Source organism: Streptomyces sp. NBC_01261 (genome assembly GCF_036226385.1).
GTDB lineage: Bacteria > Actinomycetota > Actinomycetes > Streptomycetales > Streptomycetaceae > Streptomyces.
Window position 1 is genome coordinate 10,985,103 of the sequence record NZ_CP108463.1, and the last position, 19,212, is coordinate 11,004,314.

The 19,212-nt window shown below is 70.9% G+C and carries 16 protein-coding genes; 8 read left to right on the forward strand and 8 right to left on the reverse strand.

All coding sequences use genetic code 11. From position 1 onward, the window contains the following. Positions 1 to 57 precede the first annotated feature (57 nt). From OG226_RS48820 to OG226_RS48830, 3 genes are all read left to right on the forward strand, one after another. Positions 58 to 1,194, forward strand: a complete 1,137-nt coding sequence (locus tag OG226_RS48820) for a serine hydrolase domain-containing protein (RefSeq protein ID WP_329352871.1) — start codon at positions 58 to 60, stop codon at positions 1,192 to 1,194. A gap of 252 nt (positions 1,195 to 1,446) precedes the next feature. After that, positions 1,447 to 1,935 (forward strand): helix-turn-helix domain-containing protein, encoded by a 489-nt coding sequence (locus tag OG226_RS48825; protein ID WP_328685976.1) that lies wholly within the window; start codon positions 1,447 to 1,449, stop codon positions 1,933 to 1,935. Positions 1,936 to 1,976: 41 nt separating this feature from the next. Continuing rightward, a complete protein-coding gene (locus tag OG226_RS48830) occupies positions 1,977 to 2,144 on the forward strand; it encodes a hypothetical protein (protein WP_329352872.1) in 168 nt (55 codons plus the stop codon). Between the two features lie 191 nt (positions 2,145 to 2,335). Here the strand turns inward: OG226_RS48830 and OG226_RS48835 are convergent, their stop codons facing one another. After that, positions 2,336 to 3,220, reverse strand: coding sequence for a PepSY domain-containing protein (locus OG226_RS48835; RefSeq protein ID WP_329352873.1), 885 nt, complete (start codon positions 3,218 to 3,220; stop codon positions 2,336 to 2,338). A 145-nt stretch (positions 3,221 to 3,365) separates the two neighbouring features. Between OG226_RS48835 and OG226_RS48840 the strand changes: the two genes are divergently transcribed. Both OG226_RS48840 and OG226_RS48845 read left to right on the forward strand, forming a co-directional pair. Continuing rightward, positions 3,366 to 4,055, forward strand: a complete 690-nt coding sequence (locus tag OG226_RS48840; protein WP_329352874.1) for a response regulator transcription factor — start codon at positions 3,366 to 3,368, stop codon at positions 4,053 to 4,055. Beyond that, on the forward strand, positions 4,048 to 5,658 hold the full coding sequence (locus OG226_RS48845) for a sensor histidine kinase (RefSeq protein ID WP_329352875.1): 1,611 nt from the start codon (positions 4,048 to 4,050) through the stop codon (positions 5,656 to 5,658). Before OG226_RS48840 ends, OG226_RS48845 begins: the two co-directional genes overlap by 8 nt. A gap of 26 nt (positions 5,659 to 5,684) precedes the next feature. Here OG226_RS48845 and OG226_RS48850 read toward each other — a convergent pair whose 3' ends face one another. Then, positions 5,685 to 6,389, reverse strand: coding sequence for a GntR family transcriptional regulator (locus tag OG226_RS48850; RefSeq protein ID WP_329352876.1), 705 nt, complete (start codon positions 6,387 to 6,389; stop codon positions 5,685 to 5,687). A 165-nt stretch (positions 6,390 to 6,554) separates the two neighbouring features. Here OG226_RS48850 and OG226_RS48855 point away from each other — a divergent pair, with 165 nt between their 5' ends. Further along, positions 6,555 to 7,094: a YbhB/YbcL family Raf kinase inhibitor-like protein gene (locus OG226_RS48855; RefSeq protein ID WP_329352877.1), complete on the forward strand. Its 540-nt coding sequence runs from the start codon at positions 6,555 to 6,557 to the stop codon at positions 7,092 to 7,094. A 144-nt stretch (positions 7,095 to 7,238) separates the two neighbouring features. Here the strand turns inward: OG226_RS48855 and OG226_RS48860 are convergent, their stop codons facing one another. The 3 genes from OG226_RS48860 to OG226_RS48870 are packed head-to-tail and all read right to left on the reverse strand — an operon-like array spanning position 7,239 to position 10,293. Continuing rightward, complete coding sequence (locus OG226_RS48860; protein WP_329352878.1) at positions 7,239 to 8,378, reverse strand: epoxide hydrolase family protein; 1,140 nt, start codon at positions 8,376 to 8,378, stop codon at positions 7,239 to 7,241. A 23-nt stretch (positions 8,379 to 8,401) separates the two neighbouring features. Further along, complete coding sequence (locus OG226_RS48865; RefSeq protein ID WP_329352879.1) at positions 8,402 to 9,658, reverse strand: MFS transporter; 1,257 nt, start codon at positions 9,656 to 9,658, stop codon at positions 8,402 to 8,404. Beyond that, positions 9,655 to 10,293: a TetR/AcrR family transcriptional regulator gene (locus OG226_RS48870; protein WP_329352880.1), complete on the reverse strand. Its 639-nt coding sequence runs from the start codon at positions 10,291 to 10,293 to the stop codon at positions 9,655 to 9,657. The genes OG226_RS48865 and OG226_RS48870 overlap by 4 nt, the downstream gene beginning before the upstream one ends. Positions 10,294 to 10,784: 491 nt before the next feature. Between OG226_RS48870 and OG226_RS48875 the strand changes: the two genes are divergently transcribed. Continuing rightward, the gene (locus OG226_RS48875) at positions 10,785 to 11,642 is read left to right on the forward strand and encodes an endo alpha-1,4 polygalactosaminidase (protein WP_329352881.1); all 858 of its coding nucleotides are present in this window, start codon (positions 10,785 to 10,787) and stop codon (positions 11,640 to 11,642) included. A 225-nt stretch (positions 11,643 to 11,867) separates the two neighbouring features. On the opposite strand, the gene OG226_RS48880 is transcribed toward OG226_RS48875, so the two are convergent. From OG226_RS48880 to OG226_RS48890, 3 genes are all read right to left on the reverse strand, one after another. Continuing rightward, positions 11,868 to 12,908: a LacI family DNA-binding transcriptional regulator gene (locus OG226_RS48880; protein WP_329352882.1), complete on the reverse strand. Its 1,041-nt coding sequence runs from the start codon at positions 12,906 to 12,908 to the stop codon at positions 11,868 to 11,870. An 83-nt stretch (positions 12,909 to 12,991) separates the two neighbouring features. Continuing rightward, positions 12,992 to 14,764, reverse strand: a complete 1,773-nt coding sequence (locus OG226_RS48885; protein ID WP_329352883.1) for a discoidin domain-containing protein — start codon at positions 14,762 to 14,764, stop codon at positions 12,992 to 12,994. 11 nt (positions 14,765 to 14,775) lie between these two features. Continuing rightward, positions 14,776 to 15,870 carry a DUF1996 domain-containing protein gene (locus tag OG226_RS48890; RefSeq protein WP_329352884.1) on the reverse strand — a complete coding sequence of 365 codons (1,095 nt, stop codon included), beginning with the start codon at positions 15,868 to 15,870 and terminating at the stop codon, positions 14,776 to 14,778. Between the two features lie 648 nt (positions 15,871 to 16,518). Between OG226_RS48890 and OG226_RS48895 the strand changes: the two genes are divergently transcribed. Further along, positions 16,519 to 19,071: a discoidin domain-containing protein gene (locus OG226_RS48895; RefSeq protein WP_329352885.1), complete on the forward strand. Its 2,553-nt coding sequence runs from the start codon at positions 16,519 to 16,521 to the stop codon at positions 19,069 to 19,071. Positions 19,072 to 19,212 lie beyond the last annotated feature (141 nt).

A 19,212-nucleotide genomic window follows, 5' to 3' on the forward strand; every position in this document is an offset into this window, starting at 1 on the left:
GCGGACGGTCCCTAGGGACGTATCCGCCGTCGGCCGTGACACGAGAGGCAGAACCTGATGAGCGATCTGACCGCGCTGCTGGAGAAGTACGTCGCCGAGGGGGCCTTCCCCGGAGCGGTCGCCCTGGTGGACCGCTCCGGTGAGGTGGAGGTCGCGGCCGTGGGATCGACGGAGCCCGCGGGCTCGGCGCCGATGCGGGCCGACACCCTCTTCCGGCTCTCCTCGGTCACCAAGCCCGTGACCGCCGCCGCGGTGCTGGCGCTCGTCGACGACGGCGTGCTCACCCTGGACGCGCCGATCGCGCGCTGGCTGCCGGAACTGGCGTTCCCGAAGGTCGTCCGCACTCCCGCGAGCGAACTGGACGACGTGGTGCCGGCCGCCCGTCCCATCACCGTCGAGGACGTCCTGTCGTCGCGCTCCGGATGGGGCTTCGGGGCCGACTTCACCGCACCCGCCCTTCAGCCCCTGTTCGCGGACGTGGCCGTGTACAACGGAGGTCCGCGGTCGCCGCTGAACCCGGACGAGTGGGTCGCCGCCCTCGCCGACATCCCCTTGCTGCGACAGCCCGGAGAGGCGTTCCTGTACAACGCCGGCTCCGACCTGCAGGGCGTGCTGGTGGCACGTGCCGCCGGGCGCGGGCTGCCGGAGTTCCTGGCCGAGCGGATCTTCGAGCCGCTCGGGATGAAGGACACGGCCTTCTCCGTACCGGCATCGGAACGCGACCGCCTCACCCCCTACTACCTGACAGCCTCTGACGGCACCCACACCTTCGCCGACGCGGCCGACGGCGCATGGTCCACCCCGCCCGCCTTCGCCTCGGGCGCGGGAGGCCTGGTGTCCACCGTCGCCGACTGGCACGCCTTCGGCCGCATGCTGCTGGCCGGCGGCGGCACCGTCCTCTCCCCGGAGTCCGTACGCCTCATGACGACGGATCACCTCACCGCGGACCAGCGCGCCGAGGGCGACCTCTTCCTCCAGGGCCAGGGATGGGGGTACGGCGGTTCGGTCGACGTCACCTCCGCGGAGCGGTGGAACACCCCCGGCCGCTACGGCTGGGTGGGCGGCACCGGCACCGCCGCGCACATCGACCCCTCGACCGACACGGTCACCGTCCTCTTCACCCCCTGCGGCCTGTCCGGTCCCGCCTTCCCCGCGTGGATGTGCGCCGTCTGGACGTACGCCGTGACTGTCTGAGCGTCCCTTCGGATCCTCCTCGGGCCGTTGCGGAGCGGTGTTCGTCCTGCCGTACGGGATCACCATGCCCTTTCAAGACAGGCCGGCCGGACATGCGGGCCGGCCGAGCAGGCAGGTGTGGGGGACGGCCGGGCAGGAGTCCGTGCACATGTCGCGGTCGCCGCGGTCCGGCGGCGAAGATCTCTTTCAAGATCACGACCGTCCGGGGTGCCCGTACGGGGTCCGTGGCATCAGCGACAGAGAGGCCGACCAGTGAACCGACCCCCGTTCTCCCCGGACACCGCCAGGTCGGCCAGGCAGGACCTGGGACTGTCGCCCCATCAGGTGGCGGAACAGATGAACGCCTGCGGAGTGGTCGTGGACATCCCACTGGTCCACGCATGGGAGGCCGGTGAGTACCGCCCCACGGAGGACGAGCTGTTCGCCATCGCGGACGTCCTCTGGTGCCGGACCAAGGACCTGATGGGGATCGAGTCTCCGCGCACCCTGGCGGAACACCGACTGGTACGGCAGTTCAGTACGGACAGACTTGCCCGGTCGATCGGGATGGACACCGCGCGGTACGAGCGCGCCGAGGAGACGAACAGCTGGAGCGGTGACGGACAGCAGACGTCAGCCCTGCTGCGCGTGCTGGACCTCACTCCCCTCCGGCTGGCCCAGGCCACCGGGCGACCCGTTGCACCGCAGCCGGCCGTCCCGAGACAGTCGAGGTCGACATGGAGTCGTGGCGGACCACGCTGACTCCGCCCACCCTGGGGCCAGTTGGAGGGAGCCGTCGTACCGTGCACGAATCCTGGGCTCCGGACCGCGACTGCTCCGGCACCCCCGTCCCCGCCGGAACGGTGACGCAGGCGCTCCGCGCGATGGACATGCCGCTCGACGGCGACGGCGAGGGCTCCTCACCGGCGGACAGTACGACGCCTGTCCGGACGCGGACACCGTGCCCCTGACCGAGGCGCTCAGGATCGCGAGCCACATCGTGCGGACGGGGAACCGGCCGTCCGACGCGACTGGGGTGACGGACCGCTGACGGGGGCGCGGCCCGGACGGAGCCACCGGGACCGCGTCCCCTCGGGCCGGCCTGCGGACTCACGCGTCACGCGAGCCGTGCGAACGCCCTTGGTCGCGCCCGCGGTTCGGGCTACGCGTCGTCCGATCCATGCCCTCCACCGTGCCCCGACTCGTCGTCAGATCCCCGCCCACGGCCGTGACCCGAGCCGTCGTCCGTCCCGTGGCGGGACGGGGTGTCCTCGTCCGCGTGGCGGTCGGGACGGTCCTCGGGCGTGGAGTGGCGGGCTCCGTCGTCGTCCGTGGTCCGGCCGGTCAGGTCGTCGTCGGAGCCGTGACGGCCCCGGTCGTCGTCCGTCCCGTCGGTGGAGCGGCCGTGGTGGTCGACGTCGTCGGCGCGTACGGCGGTGACCTTCCCGGAGGCGGCGGCGACCGTCACCTCGTGCCCGGTGCCGTCCGCGCCCGCGATCTCCACCTCCCAGACGGCCGACCGGCCCATGTCGTCGACCTCGACGGACGTGGCCGTGCCGGGGACCCGGGTCAGTGCGCTGCGTACCGCCGCTGCCAGACCCGTACGGGCCGAGCGTGCGAGCGCGGCCTCGCCGTCGTCGTCGGGCCTGCTGCCGACGACCGTGCCGTCGGCCGTGTCCACGGTGACCTCGTGCCGATCGCCGCCGGCGGCGACGATCTCGACCTTCCAGACGGTCCGCCCGCGATGCTCGTCGAGTTCGACGGCGGTGACCGTACCCGGCAGCGACGCCACCCCCGCGTCGGTGGCCCGCACGAGGCCGATCGCCGTGCCTGTCACGGTGCTCCGGCGGGAGGGGGACGGGGAGTCGTCCGCGCCCTCGGGGTGACGGGTGCCGGAGGTGCCCGGCGAAGTGCCGTGGCGACCGCCGTCGTCGGCGACGGCCACCGCCGTGACGGCCCCCGCGCCACCGAGCACCGCGGTCGCCGCGAGCACGGCCGCCACGGTGCGCCGACGGCCGGTCGGGGAGCCCTGGGAAGCGTTCATCATGCGTGGTCCTTTCCCTCGGTCGCGGCCGGAACGTGCCCCGGAGGAGCACGGCCGGCCCGATGTCGACCACCCTGCGGGAGCGACCCTGAAGCCACGCTGAAGCTTCCTGAAGATCGCTTCAGGGACGGTCTGCGACCCTGTGCCCATGCGCCTGCTGATCGTGGAGGACGAAAGACGCCTCGCCGCCGCCCTCGCCCGCGGCCTGTCCGCCGAGGGGTTCGTCGTCGACGTGGCCCACGACGGGCTCGCCGGTCTCCGTCTGGCGCAGGACCGGGACTACGACCTGATCGTGCTCGACATCATGCTGCCCGGCCTCAACGGCTACCGGATCTGCGCCCGGTTGAGGGCGGAGGGCGACGAGACCCCGATCCTGGTGCTCACCGCGAAGGACGGCGAGTACGACGAGGCGGAGGGCCTCGACACCGGGGCCGACGACTACCTCACCAAACCGTTCTCCTACGTCGTCCTCCAGGCCCGCATCCGCGCACTGCTGCGCCGCCGAAACCGCGCGGGCACCGCCCCCGTCCTGCGCTTCGGGGACCTCTCCGTCGACCAGGCGGCCCGCCGCGTCGAGCGGGCGGGGACCGACATAGCCCTGACCGCGCGGGAGTTCGCGGTTCTGGAGCACCTCGCCCTGCACGCCGGACAGGTGGTGTCGAAGACGGACATCCTCGCCCAGGTCTGGGACTTCGCCTACGACGGCGACCCCAACGTCGTCGAGGTCCACGTGAGCGCCCTGCGCCGCAAGCTCGACACACCCTTCGGCCGACGCACCATCACGACCGTACGGGGCGCCGGATACCGGCTGGAGACCGACGGCGGTCTCCTTGCCTAGGCCGCTCGCCTCCGTCCGCGCCCGTGCCGCGCTCGCCGCGACCCTGGTCGTCTCCTTCGCCCTCGTCGTCACCGGCATCGCCGTGATCGCCGTACTGCGCCACAACCTCACCGACCGGGCGGCCCTGGAGTCCGAGGTCACCGCCCGTACGGTGGCGGGCGCCCAAGCGGCGCTCACCGGGGACTTCACCGCCCTCGATCTTCCCGACGACCGGGACAGACTCGTCCAGGTCGTCGACTCCGGCGGCCGGGTCCTCGCCGCGGGCGACGCGCTGCACGGACGTGGCGCACTCACCGACTTCGCGCCCGCCCCCGCCCCGACCGGCACACCGAGCACCACGCCCACCGGCTCCGGCGTCCCCACCGCCACGGCCACCACCTCGGACGACGACGATGACGACGACAGCGGCGACGACCACGGCGGTGGCCGGGGGAGCGGCAGGGGCAGCGGTCGCGGAGGCGACGAGTCCGACGACACCGGCACCGAGGACACCACGACCGACGACACCGCCACCGGCGCTCCGGCGCGCGGCAAGGTGAGCACCGCCGTGGACCGCGAGACGCTGCCCGTGCGGTTCGACGACCGCAGCCGCGACTACGGCTTCGCCGCCGTCCAGGGAACGACGTACGACGGCCGTACCTACACCGTCTACGCAGGCACCTCGCTCGCCGACGAACAGGCCACTCTCGGCCAGGTCACCCGCACCATGCTCGTCGCCCTGCCGTTCCTCCTGCTCGTCGTGGCGGCCGTGACCTGGCTGGCCACCCGGCGCGCCCTGCGTCCGGTGGAGGGCATCCGCGCCGAGATGGCCGCGATCACCGGCAGCGGCGATCTGACCCGGCGGGTCCCGGTGCCGCGCGCCCGCGACGAGATCGGCCGCCTAGCCCGCACCACCAACCAGACGCTGGCCGCCCTGGAGCAGTCCGTCGAACGCCAGCACCGCTTCGTCGCCGACGCCTCCCACGAACTCCGCAGCCCCATCGCCTCGTTGCGCACCCAGATAGAGGTAGCCGACCAGCACCCCGGGCTCCTGGACACCGGGGACCTCCACCACGACGTCGTACGCCTCCAGCACCTCGCCGCCGACCTGCTGCTGCTCGCCAGGCTCGACGCGGGCGAGCAACCCGCTCACTCCCTCCTCGACCTGACGGCACTGGTAAGGGAGGAGGTCGCCCGGCGCGCCCCGACGGACCGGGTGACGCCCGAGGTGGTGGCCGACGACGAGGCCGTGCCCCAAGTCCTGGGCAGCCGCGGTCAATTGGCCCGCGTCCTCGGCAACCTCCTGGACAACGCCCAGCGGCACACCGCCACCGCGATCACCGTGACGCTGGCCCGCGCGGGCGACGACGTCGTGCTCACCGTCGCCGACGACGGCCACGGCATCGCGCCCGCCGACCGCCCCCGGGTCCTCGAACGCTTCGTCCGCCTCGACGAGGCCCGCAGCCGCGACGACGGCGGGGCCGGCCTCGGACTGGCCATCGCACGGGACGTCGTACGCAACCACAGCGGCGACCTCACCGTCGCCGAGGCCCCGTCGGGCGGCGCGGCCTTCCTGGTCACCCTGCCGCGCGCACCGCACAGCAGCGGCGGCGCCCACACCTGACCCCACCCCCGTACTCCCCACTCCCGTCAGCAGTCGTCCTCTCCGCGTTCGTGCGGGGTGGCGGTGAGCGCGGCACCGGTCGTGGTCAGGTGCCGGGTGAGGAGGTCGGCGGCGGTGTCGGCGTCGCGGGCGAGCGTCGCGTCCTCCAGTCGGGCGTGCTCGGTCGGAGCGTCGCGGTCCGGGTCGCGCTGGGCGGCCCAGCGACGGGCGAGTTCGCTCGCGGTCCACAGCCGGTCGAAAGTCTCCAGCAGGACGGGGTTGCCGCAGCCTTCCAGCAGGGTGCGGTGGAAGACCCGGTGCGCCTCGGCCCAGGCGGCGCTGTAGTGCTCGCCCTCCTCGGGCGCATGCGTAGGGGTGCGGGCCAGTCGGTGGTGTGCGGCTCGCACGCGGCTCTCCCAGTCGAGGTCGCCGTGCTCGATCGACAGGCGCAGTACGACCGGTTCGACGGTCCGGCGGGCCTGGGTGATGTCCTGCCAGCGTTGGTCGGAGAAGGAGGGGACGGCGAAGCCCCGGTTGGGCAGCCGGTCGGCCAGGCCCTCGCCGACCACGCGTACCAGCGCTTCGCGCACTACCGCCAGGCTCACGCCCTGCTCCCGGGCGAGGTCCTGGGGCTTGAGAGCGGCACCGGGGGCGTACCGGCCTCTCATGATCGCGTCCCGCAGGTGTGCGTAGACCTGCTCGGAGAGCATCTGCTTCCCGTGCGGGGCCGGGCTGTGGATCGTCTCGGTCATGGCCTCATCATAGATGAACATCGTAATAATCGATTCTTGGTGTTACTGTCGATTATGTGGTCGGCGAGGCAACACCTCCGGTGTTCGTCCAGCACGTTCGGCTCTGCCCCGACATCGACCGCCATCACCAGCCATCCGACAGCACTGTCCGAGAGGAACGACGCGATGAGCGCCAACAACCCCTTTGCCCGCCTGCCCGAGGCGAAGTCCTTCACGGTCACCAGCACCACCGTCACCGACAGCGCCCCGTTGCCGCCCGAGCAGTACTCCGGCATCTTCGGCGTCCCCGGCGGCCGGGACGCCTCACCGCAGCTGTCCTGGAGCGGCGCCCCCGAAGGCACCAAGAGCTACGCGGTCACCGTCTACGACGCCGATGCCCCCACCGGGTCCGGGTTCTGGCACTGGGCGGTCGCCGACATCCCCGCCACCGTCACCGACCTGGCCGAGGGCGTCGGCGACGACACCGGCTCGGGTCTGCCCGCAGGCGCCTTCCAACTGCCCAACGACGCGCGTGCCGCCCGCTACATCGGCGCCGCCCCGCCGGCCGGCCACGGCCCGCACCGCTACTTCACCGTCGTGCACGCCCTGGACGTCGAGTCCATCGGCGTACCCGCCGACGCCACCCCGGCCTTCCTCGGCTTCACCATGGCCGGCCACATCCTGGGCCGCGCGGTGCTGGTCCCCACCGGCGAAAACCCCGCCTAGACCAGCGGCGCGTGCCAGGTCCATCGGGCTTCGCCGCCTTCAGCCCGGTCGCGTTCACCGTCGACGCGCCGGCCCTGCGCCTCACCCGCGACAGAGCTCCCCGGACCTCTGACGCGCGACCGGATCGCCCGGGGGCCGCGGTGTTCAGCGGTGGGCGCGGAAGAACTCGGTGATGTCGTCGGCGAGGAGTCCGGGCTCCTCGTGGGCGGCGAAGTGTCCGCCGCGGGGCATGCGGGTGTACCGGGCGATGTTGTAGGTGCGCTCGGCCCAACTGCGGGGCGGAAGCGTGAGATCGGCCGGGAACAGGGCCAGCGCGGTGGGCACGTCGACCCGCTCCACTCGCCGGGTCAGCCCTTGGGCGTATTCGTAATAGGGCCGGAAAGACGTGGAGACGGTGTCGGTGAACCAGTACAGCGACGCCTGGGTCAGGAGGAAGTCGTCGCTGAACCGGGACGAGACGTCGCCCCCGCAGTCGCTCCACGCCCGGTACTTCTCCAGAATCCAGCCGAGCAGGCCGGTCGGTGAGTCGGCCAGCCCATAGCTCAACGTCATCGGGCGCGTGCCCTGTTGGTGCAGGTAGCCGCCTTCATGGGCGGACCACGCGGCGACGGAGTCGAGGTACTCCTGCTCCTGTGGGGTGACGCCTGCCTGGTCGTAGGTGACCGGGCTCGCGACGGCCATCAGGTGGATGCCCACGACGGCTTCGGGGTGGGCTTCCGCCAGCCGCGAGGTGATGCCGGCCCCGAGGTCGCCGCCGTGCGCGGCGTAGCGGGTGAAGCCCAGTTCCTCGTGCATGAGCCGGTGCCAGATCTCGTGGGTCTGCGGTGACCGCGTGAGTGAGGGCCGCTGCGGTGAGAAGGCGAAGCCGGGCAGCGAGGGGACGATCACGGTGAACGCGTCGGCGCTGTCGCCGCCGTACCGCGAGGGCGTGGCGAGTCGTCGGGCGAGGGCGGTCAGTTCGAGGAAGGTGCTGGGCCAGCCGTTGGTCAGCACGATGGGCAGCGAGCCGGGGCTTTCGCCGTCGAAGCGCAGGTAGTGGACGGGCGTGCCGTCGATGTCCGCGTGGTGGGAGGGAAGGGCGTTGATGGAGGCTTCCTGGGCACGCCAGTCGTAGTCGTTGGCCCAGTACGTGACGAGGCGTCGCAGCTCGTCGACGTCGGTGCCGGCCTCCCATCCGCCCATGGGCCAAGGCGTGGGCCAGCGAGTGTTGAGGAGCCGTGAGCGCAGGTCGTTCAGCTCGGCTTCGGTGATTGCGAGCGCGGGCGGGGGTGTGCGGTGGGTCATGGGAGCCTCCAGGGTCTGCGGTCTCACAGCGCGGTGCTGCGTGCCGGAGTGCCGGCGCTGGTCTGCGGGGGTGCTCCGGCGGACCGGCGGGTGGCGCCGGCGAGGGCAGCGGCCGACGCCATGAGGATCGTGATGACGAGGAGCGCGTGCCCGATGGTGGACCGGTTGGGGACGAACCCGATGAGCGGCGGTCCGCCGAGGAACCCGCAGTAGCCGATCGAGGTGATGACGCTGACCCGGCCGGCGGCCCGGGCGGGCTCGTCGGCCCCGGCACTCATGCCGACGGGAAAGCCGAGTGCCGCGCCCGCGCCCCACAGGAGCGTTCCGGCGAAGGCCAGGCCGGTGGAGGGCCCGAGCGCGAAGACCGTGACTCCGCAGGCCGTCAGGGCCGCGGCGGCGCGCAGGGCGGTGACCCGTCCGAACCGGTCGAGGACCACCGGCCCGAGCCAGCGGCCGACCGTCAGCGCGGCCAGGAACGAGGTGTACGCCAGCGTGCCGATCGTGGCGGTGGTGTGGTGGCGGTCGATGACCGAGACACCCGCCCAGTTGCTGCCCGCCCCTTCCGCGACCGCGAAGCCCAGCGCGAGGAGCCCCACCGTCACCGTGCGGGGCTCGCTCCACGCGCTCCGGCCCGGCCGGTGGGCCTCGGCTGTCGGTGCCACCGGGCCGGTGTGTGCGCTCGGCTCGGGAAGGAATCTTCGTGCGGCCACGGGAACGGTCCCGGCGATCGCGGCGGCCACGGCGCCCATGTGCACGCTCACCGGGACGTGCAGGGCGACCATCAGGACGCCGACCGCGGCGCCGGCGAACGTACCGAGGCTGAACGCGGCAAAGAAGCGGGACATGACGGGACGGCCGAGGTGCCGCTCGACGGACGCGGCGTGCACGGTCATCGCCACATCCCAGAAACCCGTCGCCGCGCCGAGCAGGAAGAGCCCGGCCACCAGCAAGGGGGTGGAGAGGATGTATCCGACGGCGATGACGCCCAGGCTCGCGCTGACGATCAGGGCCACGCCGGTCACGGCCCGGCGCGGGCCGACGCGAGTGACGACCACCCCCGACAGCGGCAGCACGACCACACCTCCGACGGCGATGGTCAGCAGCAGCAGTGCCAGGGAGGCCGGGTCCAGGTGCAGGTGAGCGCGGACCTGAGGGAGGCGACAGGACCACGTCGCCCCAGCGAGCCCCAGACCGGCGAAGACCGCGTAGGTCGCCTTGGCGCCGACCGCCACTTCACGTGCCGTGGGCGCCTTCCCTACGACAGCAGGCGTGCTCGTCATGCTTCCCACTGGCGGCTCGGACCGAGGGTGCGCGTGATCGCGTCGCGCGTCGTCGCCCGTGACTCCGGCGCGGTCGCCAGCAGGGCGTGCATGATCATTCCCTCAAGGAGGGCGTCCAGGCGGGCGGCACCGGCCGGGTCGGTGAAGCGAGCCAGGACCGTGCGGCTGTCCTGCGTCCATGCCTGGGTCAGGGCGCGCAGTGAGGGGTCACGGAGCGCCGCCAGATGCAGTTCGAAGCCGAGGACCGCACCGCGATGCCGAGAGGGCCCTCCGTGTACGAGTTCGACCAGGGTCTCCACGAAGTCCTCGTGGGTGTCGACTCCGTCGAAGAGCTCCCCGAACACCACGGACTGCTGTTCGGTGTGGCGGGCGAACGCCTGGGCCTGGAGGTCGGCAAGCGTGGTGAAGTGATAGGTGATCGAGCCGAGCGGCACGCCGGCCCGGGCGGCGATGCGCCGGTGCGTCGTGCCGGCCACCCCGTGCTCCGCGATGACATCGAGGGTGGCGTCCAGGATGAGCGCCTTGCGATCGGGATCGTGGCGTCGGGTCCGCCGCCCCCCGGCGCGAGCCTCGTGCCCGCCATCGGCCGGCGCGACTACGGGAGGGCGCACCGACGGGGGTTCTTTGGGCTGCATGCGACGACGGTACAACCGTTAAGAACAGATGTACAAATAGATGTCGACCGGCTCCGGCCCACTGTGGCGCCGAAGCCCGCGACGGCCTTGCGCACAACCGCCGCGTGTCCGCCGGGCAGTTGTTGGCCGTCACCGAGCTGGGCTCGATGGGCGCCGTGGTTCTGGTCGAACGCGGTAGTGGGGGAGTGCTGCCGGGGCGAGCCGGTGGTGGACGTCTCCTCCACCGCCGGCCGGGTCTGCTCCGGGAACGCGTGTGTCCCCAGGGCTCTTTGGCCCCGTGACACTCGCTGACCTGGCCCTGAGGCGGCACAAATCGGTCGCGACGTCTTTGGTATCGTCACGGCACCGGACCACCCAGCACCCCCACGGTCCGCACAACCAAGGCATTCCCAGCCGGTAACACGGGCCTTCGAGCCGTCAGTCCGGCCCCAGTCGCCAGGAGCGAGCGCGTCCGAGGCGGGGCATGCTCTCTCATCCAGAGGCAGACCGTCATGCGCAAGTCCCGGGCCGGCTCCCGCCGCGTCACCGTGCCCCTCTTCGCCGTCCTCACCGCGACGGTTCTCACCGCCGTCGGCTGCGTCGGCTCCGCCGGCCATGCCGACAGCTCGCCGAAGACCCCCGCGGCGAAGGTGTCCACACCGCCCGTCCACGCCGGCGTCGACTACCAGCTCGGTGGCGCCTACACCCCGCCGAAGGGCGTCTCCGTGGTCTCCCGCGACCACACGGCCTCGCCCGCCCCGGGCGCCTACAACATCTGCTACGTCAACGCGTTCCAGGCCCAGCCGGACGCCCAGGGGGACTGGGACGCCGACCTCCTGCTGCGCGACCGCTCCAGGAAGGTCGTCATGGACAAGGACTGGGGCGAGGCGATGCTGGACATCGGCACCCCGGCCAAGCGCGCGCGGATCGCGGCGAAGGTGGACGACTGGATCGACTCGTGCGCCGACAAGGGATTCGACGCCGTCGAGCCGGACAACTACGACAGCTACACCCGCGCCCCGCACGGACTGCTCACCGCGGCCGACGCCGAGGCCTTCCAGACCCTGCTCGCCCGCCACGCGCACGCCCGGCACCTCGCCATCGCGCAGAAGAACACCCTCGAACTCGCCAAGGACCGCAAGCGGGTCGGCCTGGACTTCGCGGTGGTGGAGGAGTGCGGACAGTACGACGAATGCGGGGCCTACGTCGACGCGTTCGGTGACCACGTCATCGTCGTCGAGTACACCGAGAAGGGCATGAGGAAGGCCTGCGCGGGCTGGGGCGACCGGATCAGCATCGTACGGCGGGACCTCGACGTCACCCCGGCCGGCCGCGACGGCTACGTCCGCGAGACCTGCGACCGCTACTGACGGCCGGGCCGGACCGGGAGGCTCACCGGGTGCAGGCACTCACGCGGTGAGCATCAGATGCGCGAGGAAGAAGTCCCAGACGGACGACCCTTCGCCGGGTCTGTGAACTCAACGAACGCGATCCGTTGTATCGGTACCTCTGTGTACGCCACGCTCGCGGAATCGGTCCGGTCGAGGGCCTCGTCATCCGACCGTGAGCCGAACTGCCGGACTCCGCCCCCGCCCCTAGGCCGACTCGCGTACGACCAGTTCCGGTTCGAAGACGACCGACGTCGGCTCGGTGCGTACGCCGTGGATGTGTTCGTCCAGCAGGCGGGCCATCTCCGCCGCCATTTCCTCGACCGGCTGGCGGATCGTGGTCAGCCGGGGGTGGCAGGTCACGGCGATGCTGGAGTCGTCGAAGCCGACCACCGCGACGTCCTCGGGCACCCGGAGTCCGCGCTCCTGAGCGGCCTGGCAGGCGCCCTGCGCCATGAGGTCGTTGGCGGCGAAGACGCCGTCCGTGTCGGGCCGGCGGTCCAGCAGGTCCGACATCGCCGCGAGACCGCTGTCCAGGGTGAACGCGCCCTCGGCGACCGGGACATAAGGGTGGCCGTGGCGGGCGAGCGTGTCACGGAACCCGGCCAGCCGTTCCTGGCTCGCCGCCACGTCCAGGGGGCCGCAGACCGTGGCGGGCCGGCGGCAGCCGCGCGCGAGGAGGTGCTCGGCGGCGAGGCGCCCGCCGTCCCGGTGCGCCAGATCGACGTAACTGAGCGGGACCGGACGGGAGGGTCGGGCGAAGAGCACCGCGGGCAGGCGGGCGTCGGCGAGGAGGGCGGGCAGTGGGTCGTCGGAGTGGGTGGAGACCACCAGGGCGCCGTCGGCGCGGCCCTGGCGCAGATAGGTCAGCACCTCCTCCCGTGCCTCGGTCGACTCGGCGAACATCAGGACCGGGTGCATCGAGCGGGGGCGCAGGAAGCCGACGATCCCGCCGACGACCCGTCCGAAGAAGGGATCGGCGAACACCCGTGTGGCGAAGGTGTCCTGGCCGGCCTCCGTGATGTCCCCGGCGCCGGACACCACCAGGGCCACGGTCTCGGCCCGCCGGGTCACCAGGGAGCGGGCGGCCCTGTTGGGCGCGTACCCCGTCCGCTCGATGGCCCGGCGGACCACTTCCTGTATCTCCGGGTCCACGTTGCGGATGCCGTTGACGACCCGGGACACGGTCGCCCGGGAGACGCCGGCCTCTCGGGCGACGTCCTCCAGCGTCGGGGTCTGTCTGCTCATGCGGGCACCCTAACGGACGTGCGGTGCAGGGCAATAGAGCGCTCTCCCGGAGCGTTCGGTGCGCTCCGGGAGAGGCTTGTCCCTCAGGCGTAGACGCCGAACTCGTACAGCGAATACCCCCAACCCGTGCCCCGCGCCGTGCCGTTGACGCGGACGTAGCGGCCGGTTCCGGTGACGTCGAAGTCGTCGATCCCTCCGTTGCCGTCGGAAACGGTGCGTACGGTCTGCCAGTTCTGGCCGTCGTCGGAGGTCTGGATCGTGTAGGCCTTGGCGTACGAGGCCTCCCAGGACAACTGGACGTGCCGGAACGTGGTGCGGGTGCCGAGATCGACCTGGACCCACTGGGGGTCGCTCCAGTCACTGGCCCACCGCGTGGCCTGGTTGCCGTCCACCGCGTTGGCCGCGGTGCAGGGGCAGTCGCCGTAACTCGCCTGGTAGGACGAGGCGGTGGCGGGTTTGCCGCGGGCCACATCGGTGCCGGACGGCACCGGCGGGACGACCCGGATCGAACGGGTCTCGACGCCGACGTTGCCCCGGCCGTCCGTCGCCTTGACGTACACCTTCCAGACTCCCGGACGGTCCGGTGCGGTGACCTTGAGACGGCCGCCGCCCAGGTTGGTGGACGGCAGTGAGACCAGGTTCTTGCTCTGGTCGATGTAGTTGCTGTTGTCGAGGACCTCGTACGAGATCGGGTCGCCGTCGGGGTCGGTGGCCCTTACGGACAGCACCAGGTCGCGTCCCGCCTGCACCTGGCCGGCGCCGCCCTCGACGGTCAGGTCGGAGATGACCGGCGGGGTGTTGTCGTGGCTGGTGTCGCCGCCGTAGGCCCGCTTCACCGCGTAGTACGACAGCCGTTTCTGGCCCGCGGGCAGCAGGTTGAACCAGATGCCGCCGAAGTCGTACTCGGTGCCGTAGTGGAACATCGTGGCGCCGAGCGCGACCCCCTTGTGCCCGGTGACGCAGTTCCAGGCACGGGTGTATCCGTCGGCCTTGGCCTGGTCGGAGGGCTCCAGCGGAACGCCGTTGGCGTCGTTCGGGACCTCCCACTCGCCGGCCGGACCGGTCTCGGTGACGATGTAGGGCTTGGTGTAACCCCCTTGCTGCCAGGCGGACTTGACGTCGCAGACCGCGTTGTAGGAGTTGACGGCGTACAGGTCGAGATCCGGCGCGTTCTTCTTGAAGTAGGGCCAGGCCCCGACCCACGCGTCGGTGGACGTGACCGGGTGGTTGGGGTCGACGGCGTGGATCTTCTTGGTGATGTCGTTGACGAGGGTGGTGTACGCGTCGCGCTGTCGCTCCAACTCGTCGCCGCTGTAGCAGTTCTGGAGCCCGAGGACCGACTCGTTGCCGACGTCCCACATGAGCACGCCGGGGTTGTCCTTGTAGGTCTGGACCCACTGGGGGAACTCGGTGAGGACCTGGTTCTTGTAGGCGGTGTCGGTGAGGTAGTTGACGCAGCCGCCGCTGCCGGGTCCGCCGCCGGGCTGGAGCCAGAAGCCCGCGACGACCTTGATCCCGTGGGCCGCCGCCGAGTCGAAGAGCGGCTTGCTGGAGGCGTCGGTGCCCCAGGTGCGGATGGTGTTGACGCCCATGGACTGCAGGTCCGGCATGTACTTCTCGGCGTCGGCGACGCTCGGGCCCCAGGTCAGTCCCTTGACCTGGTAGGGCTGCCCGTTCGCCGTCAGTTGCCAGGCGCCCTGGCTGCCGGTGACCTTGACGACGCTGCCCGCGGCGTGGGCCTGGACGGCGGGGAGCGCGGCGAGGAGTCCGGCCGTCAGCACGCCGGCGGTGAGGGGTGCCGCGATACGGCGTGTTCGGGTTCGCGTTCGGGTACGGATGCGGGTGCGTGGGGGCATGGGCGGGCTCCTTACGGCAGTCGGTAGTTCGCGTCGAGCGCGGCGCCCGCCTCCGGGTGGGTCTGGTCGTAGCCGCGCGCGTCGCACTGCAGTCCGCCGACGACGCAGTGGTCGACCAGTGCCTTCAGCGTGCGGTCGTCCCAGGCGTTGAAGAAGTCGTAGTGGAAGCTGTGGCCCGTTCCGCTGGCGAGCCGGACCTGCGACATGTCGCCGTTCACGGGGAAGGCCATCTTGAACTCGATCATCGGCAGTGCCACCGGGTGGTCGGCCGGGCACATGTTGTCGTTCGTGCCGGGCTTGACCACGGGGTAGGCCATGTGGCTCTTGTGGTCGGGGGTGTCGAGGTACTTGCCGTCCCAGCAACTGGGCGCCTGGAAGCGGATGTTGAGCTGGACGTCCGCGCGGTTCGGGCAGGTCGAGGGGAACTCGGTGTTGAAGAAGCTGTCACCGCACTCCCAGCCCTCGACGAAACCGGGGTGGTGCCGGAAGTCGTCGGCGCTCTGTGTGGGGCTGCCGACGACGAAGCGCAGGCCCTTGGGGAACGGCCGGACGCTCGTGTAGTCGGTGACCCCGGCCTTGTAGTAGATGACCTGCGGGCCGACGGGAAGGATCTGCTGGTTGCCGTTGTAGAGCGTGGGCATCCAGTAGCCGGACAGGTCGCCGGGAGCCTTGCACGTGGTGCCGCCGGCCGACAGCGAGGCGGTGGTGCTGTTGGCGTCGGTCGTCGTGTTGCCCATGAAGGTGTGGTCGTGGGACTTGCCCGGCTGCTGCGGATAGACGATGGGGTCGTCCGGCCTGGTGTGCGTGACCGAACAGTTGGCCTGGAACTCGTGGAAGTAGGCGTGCGGCGGATTCTGCGTGGACGGTGTCACGCCGGTGACCGGCGGGTTGGCGGGGATGTAGCCGTCGCCGTCCGGGTCCTCCGGGGAGTTGGCCGTGGACGCGGCCATCGCGTGACCGGAGTGGGTGGCCGCGAACGACCGCGCGGCGACGGTGTGCGGTGCGGGTGCCCCGGCGCTGATGGCGACGCCGCCGAGGCCGAGCGAGGTCAGCAGGAGCGCGCCGGTGATCAGCGTGGCTGACAGGCCTTTCGATCTCCTGGACATGGAGACCTCCTCCTGAACGGTGGGGGTGTCAGAGGTGGTTGCCCGGTGCCCTCATGACGTGATGCCGGACGAGACGACGTGACGTCGGACGTGCCGGTGCGAGGGGATACCGGGAGACGATGGGAGAGCGCTCTCCCGCCGAGGAGTGTTGAGGCCATGTCATCAAGGTGTCAAGGGATCCGGCAGAAGTGGCCCCGGACGGATTTCAACTCCCGTAGCCCCGCCGCGAGTTGGGGATCATGGGTTAAGTGAAGCCGTGAACTAAGCTCCACGGCTGAGGTTTTGGTCGATCGCCCCGCCTGGCATGGGTTCGTGCGTGTTGCAGGTGGCCGCGCCGGCCGCATCCGTGAGGTCTGGAAGTCGCCTTCAAGGCTTGACGGGATCCCCGGCGTGTCCGGTTCGTCCGGCGTGCCGCCGTCCAGGTCGCGCCGTTCGTGACGGTGTGCCGACTCGGCCCAGATGAAAGGAAGTTAAAGAAACTCGCGTCACGACTCTTGCCACCCCAATGGTTCATTACTTAAATCAAACCGTGAACTAAGCATGGCGTAAGGCCAGTTCGTGTACATCGAACGCTGGGCAGAGGCTGCCCCCGCGTTCCGGTTCCGTGTGTCCGCTTCGCTCGTCACCCCACCCGCATGGAGTCACGGCATGAAACTCAGATCCTTGGGTGTCGCGCTGGCCGCAATGGCCGCGCTCGTCACCCTGCCCCTGCACAGCAGCCCGGCCGCCGCGGCAGACCTGCCGCTGTCCCAGGGCAAGACGGCCACGTCGTCCTCCGACGAGAACGCGGGCACCGTCGCCGCCAACGCGGTAGACGGCAACACCGCCACCCGCTGGTCCTCCGGCGCCACCGACACCCAGTGGCTCCAGGTCGACCTCGGCTCCACGGCCACCATCACCCAGGTCGTCCTCAACTGGGAGACCGCGTACGGCAGCGACTACAAGATCCAGACGTCCGCCGACGGGAACACCTGGACCGACGTCAAGTCCGTGACCGGCGGTGACGGCGGCACCGACACGCTCGACGTCTCCGGCCAGGGCCGCTACGTCCGGATGTACGGCGTCCACCGAGCCACCCAGTACGGCTACTCCCTCTGGGAGTTCCAGGTCTTCGGCAGCACGGACGGCGGCACCACCCCGCCCGCGGGCTGCGACACGGCCAACGCCGCCCAGGGCAAGACGGCGACCGCCTCCTCCACCGAGAACGCCGGCACCCCGGCGTCGGCCGCTTTCGACGGCAACACCGGCACCCGCTGGTCCAGCGCGGCCTCCGACCCGCAGTGGCTCCAGGTCGACCTCGGGTCGTCCCAGAGCCTGTGCCGGGTCGACCTCAACTGGGAGACGGCGTACGGCAAGTCCTTCCAGATCCAGGCCTCGGCCGACGGCCAGACCTGGACCACGCTCAAGTCCGTCACCGACGGCACCGCCGGCTCGACGTCCTACGACGTCTCCGGCCAGGGCCGCTACGTGCGGATCAACGGCACGACCCGTGGCACCGTCTACGGCTACTCGCTGTGGGAGGTGGCCGTCCACACCGGCTCGGGCGGCGGCAGCGGTCCCGTGCAGGGCGGCGGCGACCTCGGCCCCAACGTGATCGTCGTCGACCCCTCGACGCCCAACCTCCAGGCGAAGTTCGACCAGGTCTTCGCACAGCAGGAGTCGAACCAGTTCGGCACCGGCCGCTACCAGTTCCTGATGAAGCCCGGCACCTACAACGGGATCAACGCCCAGGTGGGCTTCTACACCTCGATCTCGGGCCTCGGCCTCAACCCCGACGACGTCCACATCAACGGCGACATCACCGTCGACGCGGGCTGGTTCAACGGCAACGCGACCCAGAACTTCTGGCGTTCGGCGGAGAACCTGTCGATCACGCCCTCCAACGGCACCGACCGCTGGGCCGTGGCCCAGGCGGCCCCCTTCCGCCGCATCCACGTGCAGGGCGGCCTCAACCTCGCCCCGAACGGCTACGGTTGGGCCTCCGGCGGCTACATCGCCGACTCCAAGATCGACGGTACGGTCGGCCCGTACTCCCAGCAGCAGTGGTACACCCGGGACAGCTCCGTCGGCGGCTGGACCAACGGCGTCTGGAACATGACGTTCTCCGGCGTGCAGGGCGCCCCGGCCACCAACTTCGACTCCGGCCCGTACACCACCCTGGACAACACCCCCGTATCGCGCGAGAAGCCGTACCTCTACCTGGACGGCAGCACGTACAAGGTGTTCGTGCCCGCCAAGCGCACCAACGCACGCGGCGTCTCCTGGCCCAACACGCCTGGTACCTCGCTCCCGTTGGACCAGTTCTACGTGGTCAAGCCCGGCGCGACCGCGGCGACCATCAACACCGCCCTCGCCCAGGGCCTGAACCTGCTCTTCACCCCGGGCGTGTACCACCTCGACCAGACCATCAACGTGACCCGGGCGAACACCGTCGTCCTCGGTCTCGGCCTGGCGACCATCATTCCGGACAACGGCGTCGACGCCATGCACGTGGCGGACGTCGACGGAGTCAAGCTCGCCGGCTTCCTGATCGACGCCGGCAGCTCCAACTCCAACACGCTGCTGCAGATCGGCCCGGCCGGCAGCTCCGCCGACCACTCCGCCAACCCGACCACCATGCAGGACGTGTTCGTGCGCATCGGCGGCGCGGGCCCCGGCCTCGCCACCAACTCCGTCGTGGTCAACAGCGACGACGTCATCATCGACCACACCTGGCTCTGGCGCGCCGACCACGGCGAAGGCGTCGGCTGGGAGACCAACAGAGCCGACTACGGCCTCGTGGTCAACGGCGACGACGTCCTCACCACCGGCCTGTTCGTCGAGCACTTCAACAAGTACGACGTGCTGTGGAACGGCGAACGCGGACGCACGATCTTCTTCCAGAACGAGAAGGCCTACGACGTTCCGAACGCCGCCGCCATCACCCATGACGGCATCGTCGGATACGCGGCCTACAAGGTCGCCGACTCCGTCGACGTGCACGAGGCATGGGGCCTGGGAAGCTACTGCAACTTCACCTCGGACCCGTCGATCGTGCAGGCCCACGGCTTCCAGGTGCCGGTCAAGACAGGGATCAAACTCCACGACATCCTGGTGATCTCCCTGGGCGGCAAGGGCCAGTACGCCCACGTCGTCAACAACACCGGCGCACCCACGTCGGGCACGGACACCGTTCCCTCGAAGATCACGTCGTTCCCCTGACGGTGACCGTGCCGGCGGTCTGACCGCCGGCGCCGCTCACCGACGGGACGCTGGTGCCGGGTCCTCCTCCGAGGAGGCCCGGCACCCGCATGTCGCGAGCGGGGGAGCCGTGCGGGTTCGTCGTCGACGGCGTCTCGTACG

Excerpts from the sequence above, each read along its gene's own strand:
- OG226_RS48895 (WP_329352885.1), top strand. The coding sequence starts at position 16,519 with ATGAAACTCAGATCCTTGGGTGTCGCGCTGGCCGCAATGGCCGCGCTC.
- OG226_RS48865 (WP_329352879.1), bottom strand. The coding sequence starts at position 9,658 with ATGACGAGCACGCCTGCTGTCGTAGGGAAGGCGCCCACGGCACGTGAA.
- OG226_RS48840 (WP_329352874.1), top strand. The coding sequence starts at position 3,366 with ATGCGCCTGCTGATCGTGGAGGACGAAAGACGCCTCGCCGCCGCCCTC.
- OG226_RS48870 (WP_329352880.1), bottom strand. The coding sequence starts at position 10,293 with ATGCAGCCCAAAGAACCCCCGTCGGTGCGCCCTCCCGTAGTCGCGCCG.
- OG226_RS48855 (WP_329352877.1), top strand. The coding sequence starts at position 6,555 with ATGAGCGCCAACAACCCCTTTGCCCGCCTGCCCGAGGCGAAGTCCTTC.
- OG226_RS48885 (WP_329352883.1), bottom strand. The coding sequence starts at position 14,764 with ATGCCCCCACGCACCCGCATCCGTACCCGAACGCGAACCCGAACACGC.
- OG226_RS48850 (WP_329352876.1), bottom strand. The coding sequence starts at position 6,389 with ATGACCGAGACGATCCACAGCCCGGCCCCGCACGGGAAGCAGATGCTC.
- OG226_RS48835 (WP_329352873.1), bottom strand. The coding sequence starts at position 3,220 with ATGATGAACGCTTCCCAGGGCTCCCCGACCGGCCGTCGGCGCACCGTG.
- OG226_RS48890 (WP_329352884.1), bottom strand. The coding sequence starts at position 15,870 with ATGTCCAGGAGATCGAAAGGCCTGTCAGCCACGCTGATCACCGGCGCG.
- OG226_RS48880 (WP_329352882.1), bottom strand. The coding sequence starts at position 12,908 with ATGAGCAGACAGACCCCGACGCTGGAGGACGTCGCCCGAGAGGCCGGC.
- OG226_RS48820 (WP_329352871.1), top strand. The coding sequence starts at position 58 with ATGAGCGATCTGACCGCGCTGCTGGAGAAGTACGTCGCCGAGGGGGCC.
- OG226_RS48875 (WP_329352881.1), top strand. The coding sequence starts at position 10,785 with ATGCGCAAGTCCCGGGCCGGCTCCCGCCGCGTCACCGTGCCCCTCTTC.
- OG226_RS48860 (WP_329352878.1), bottom strand. The coding sequence starts at position 8,378 with ATGACCCACCGCACACCCCCGCCCGCGCTCGCAATCACCGAAGCCGAG.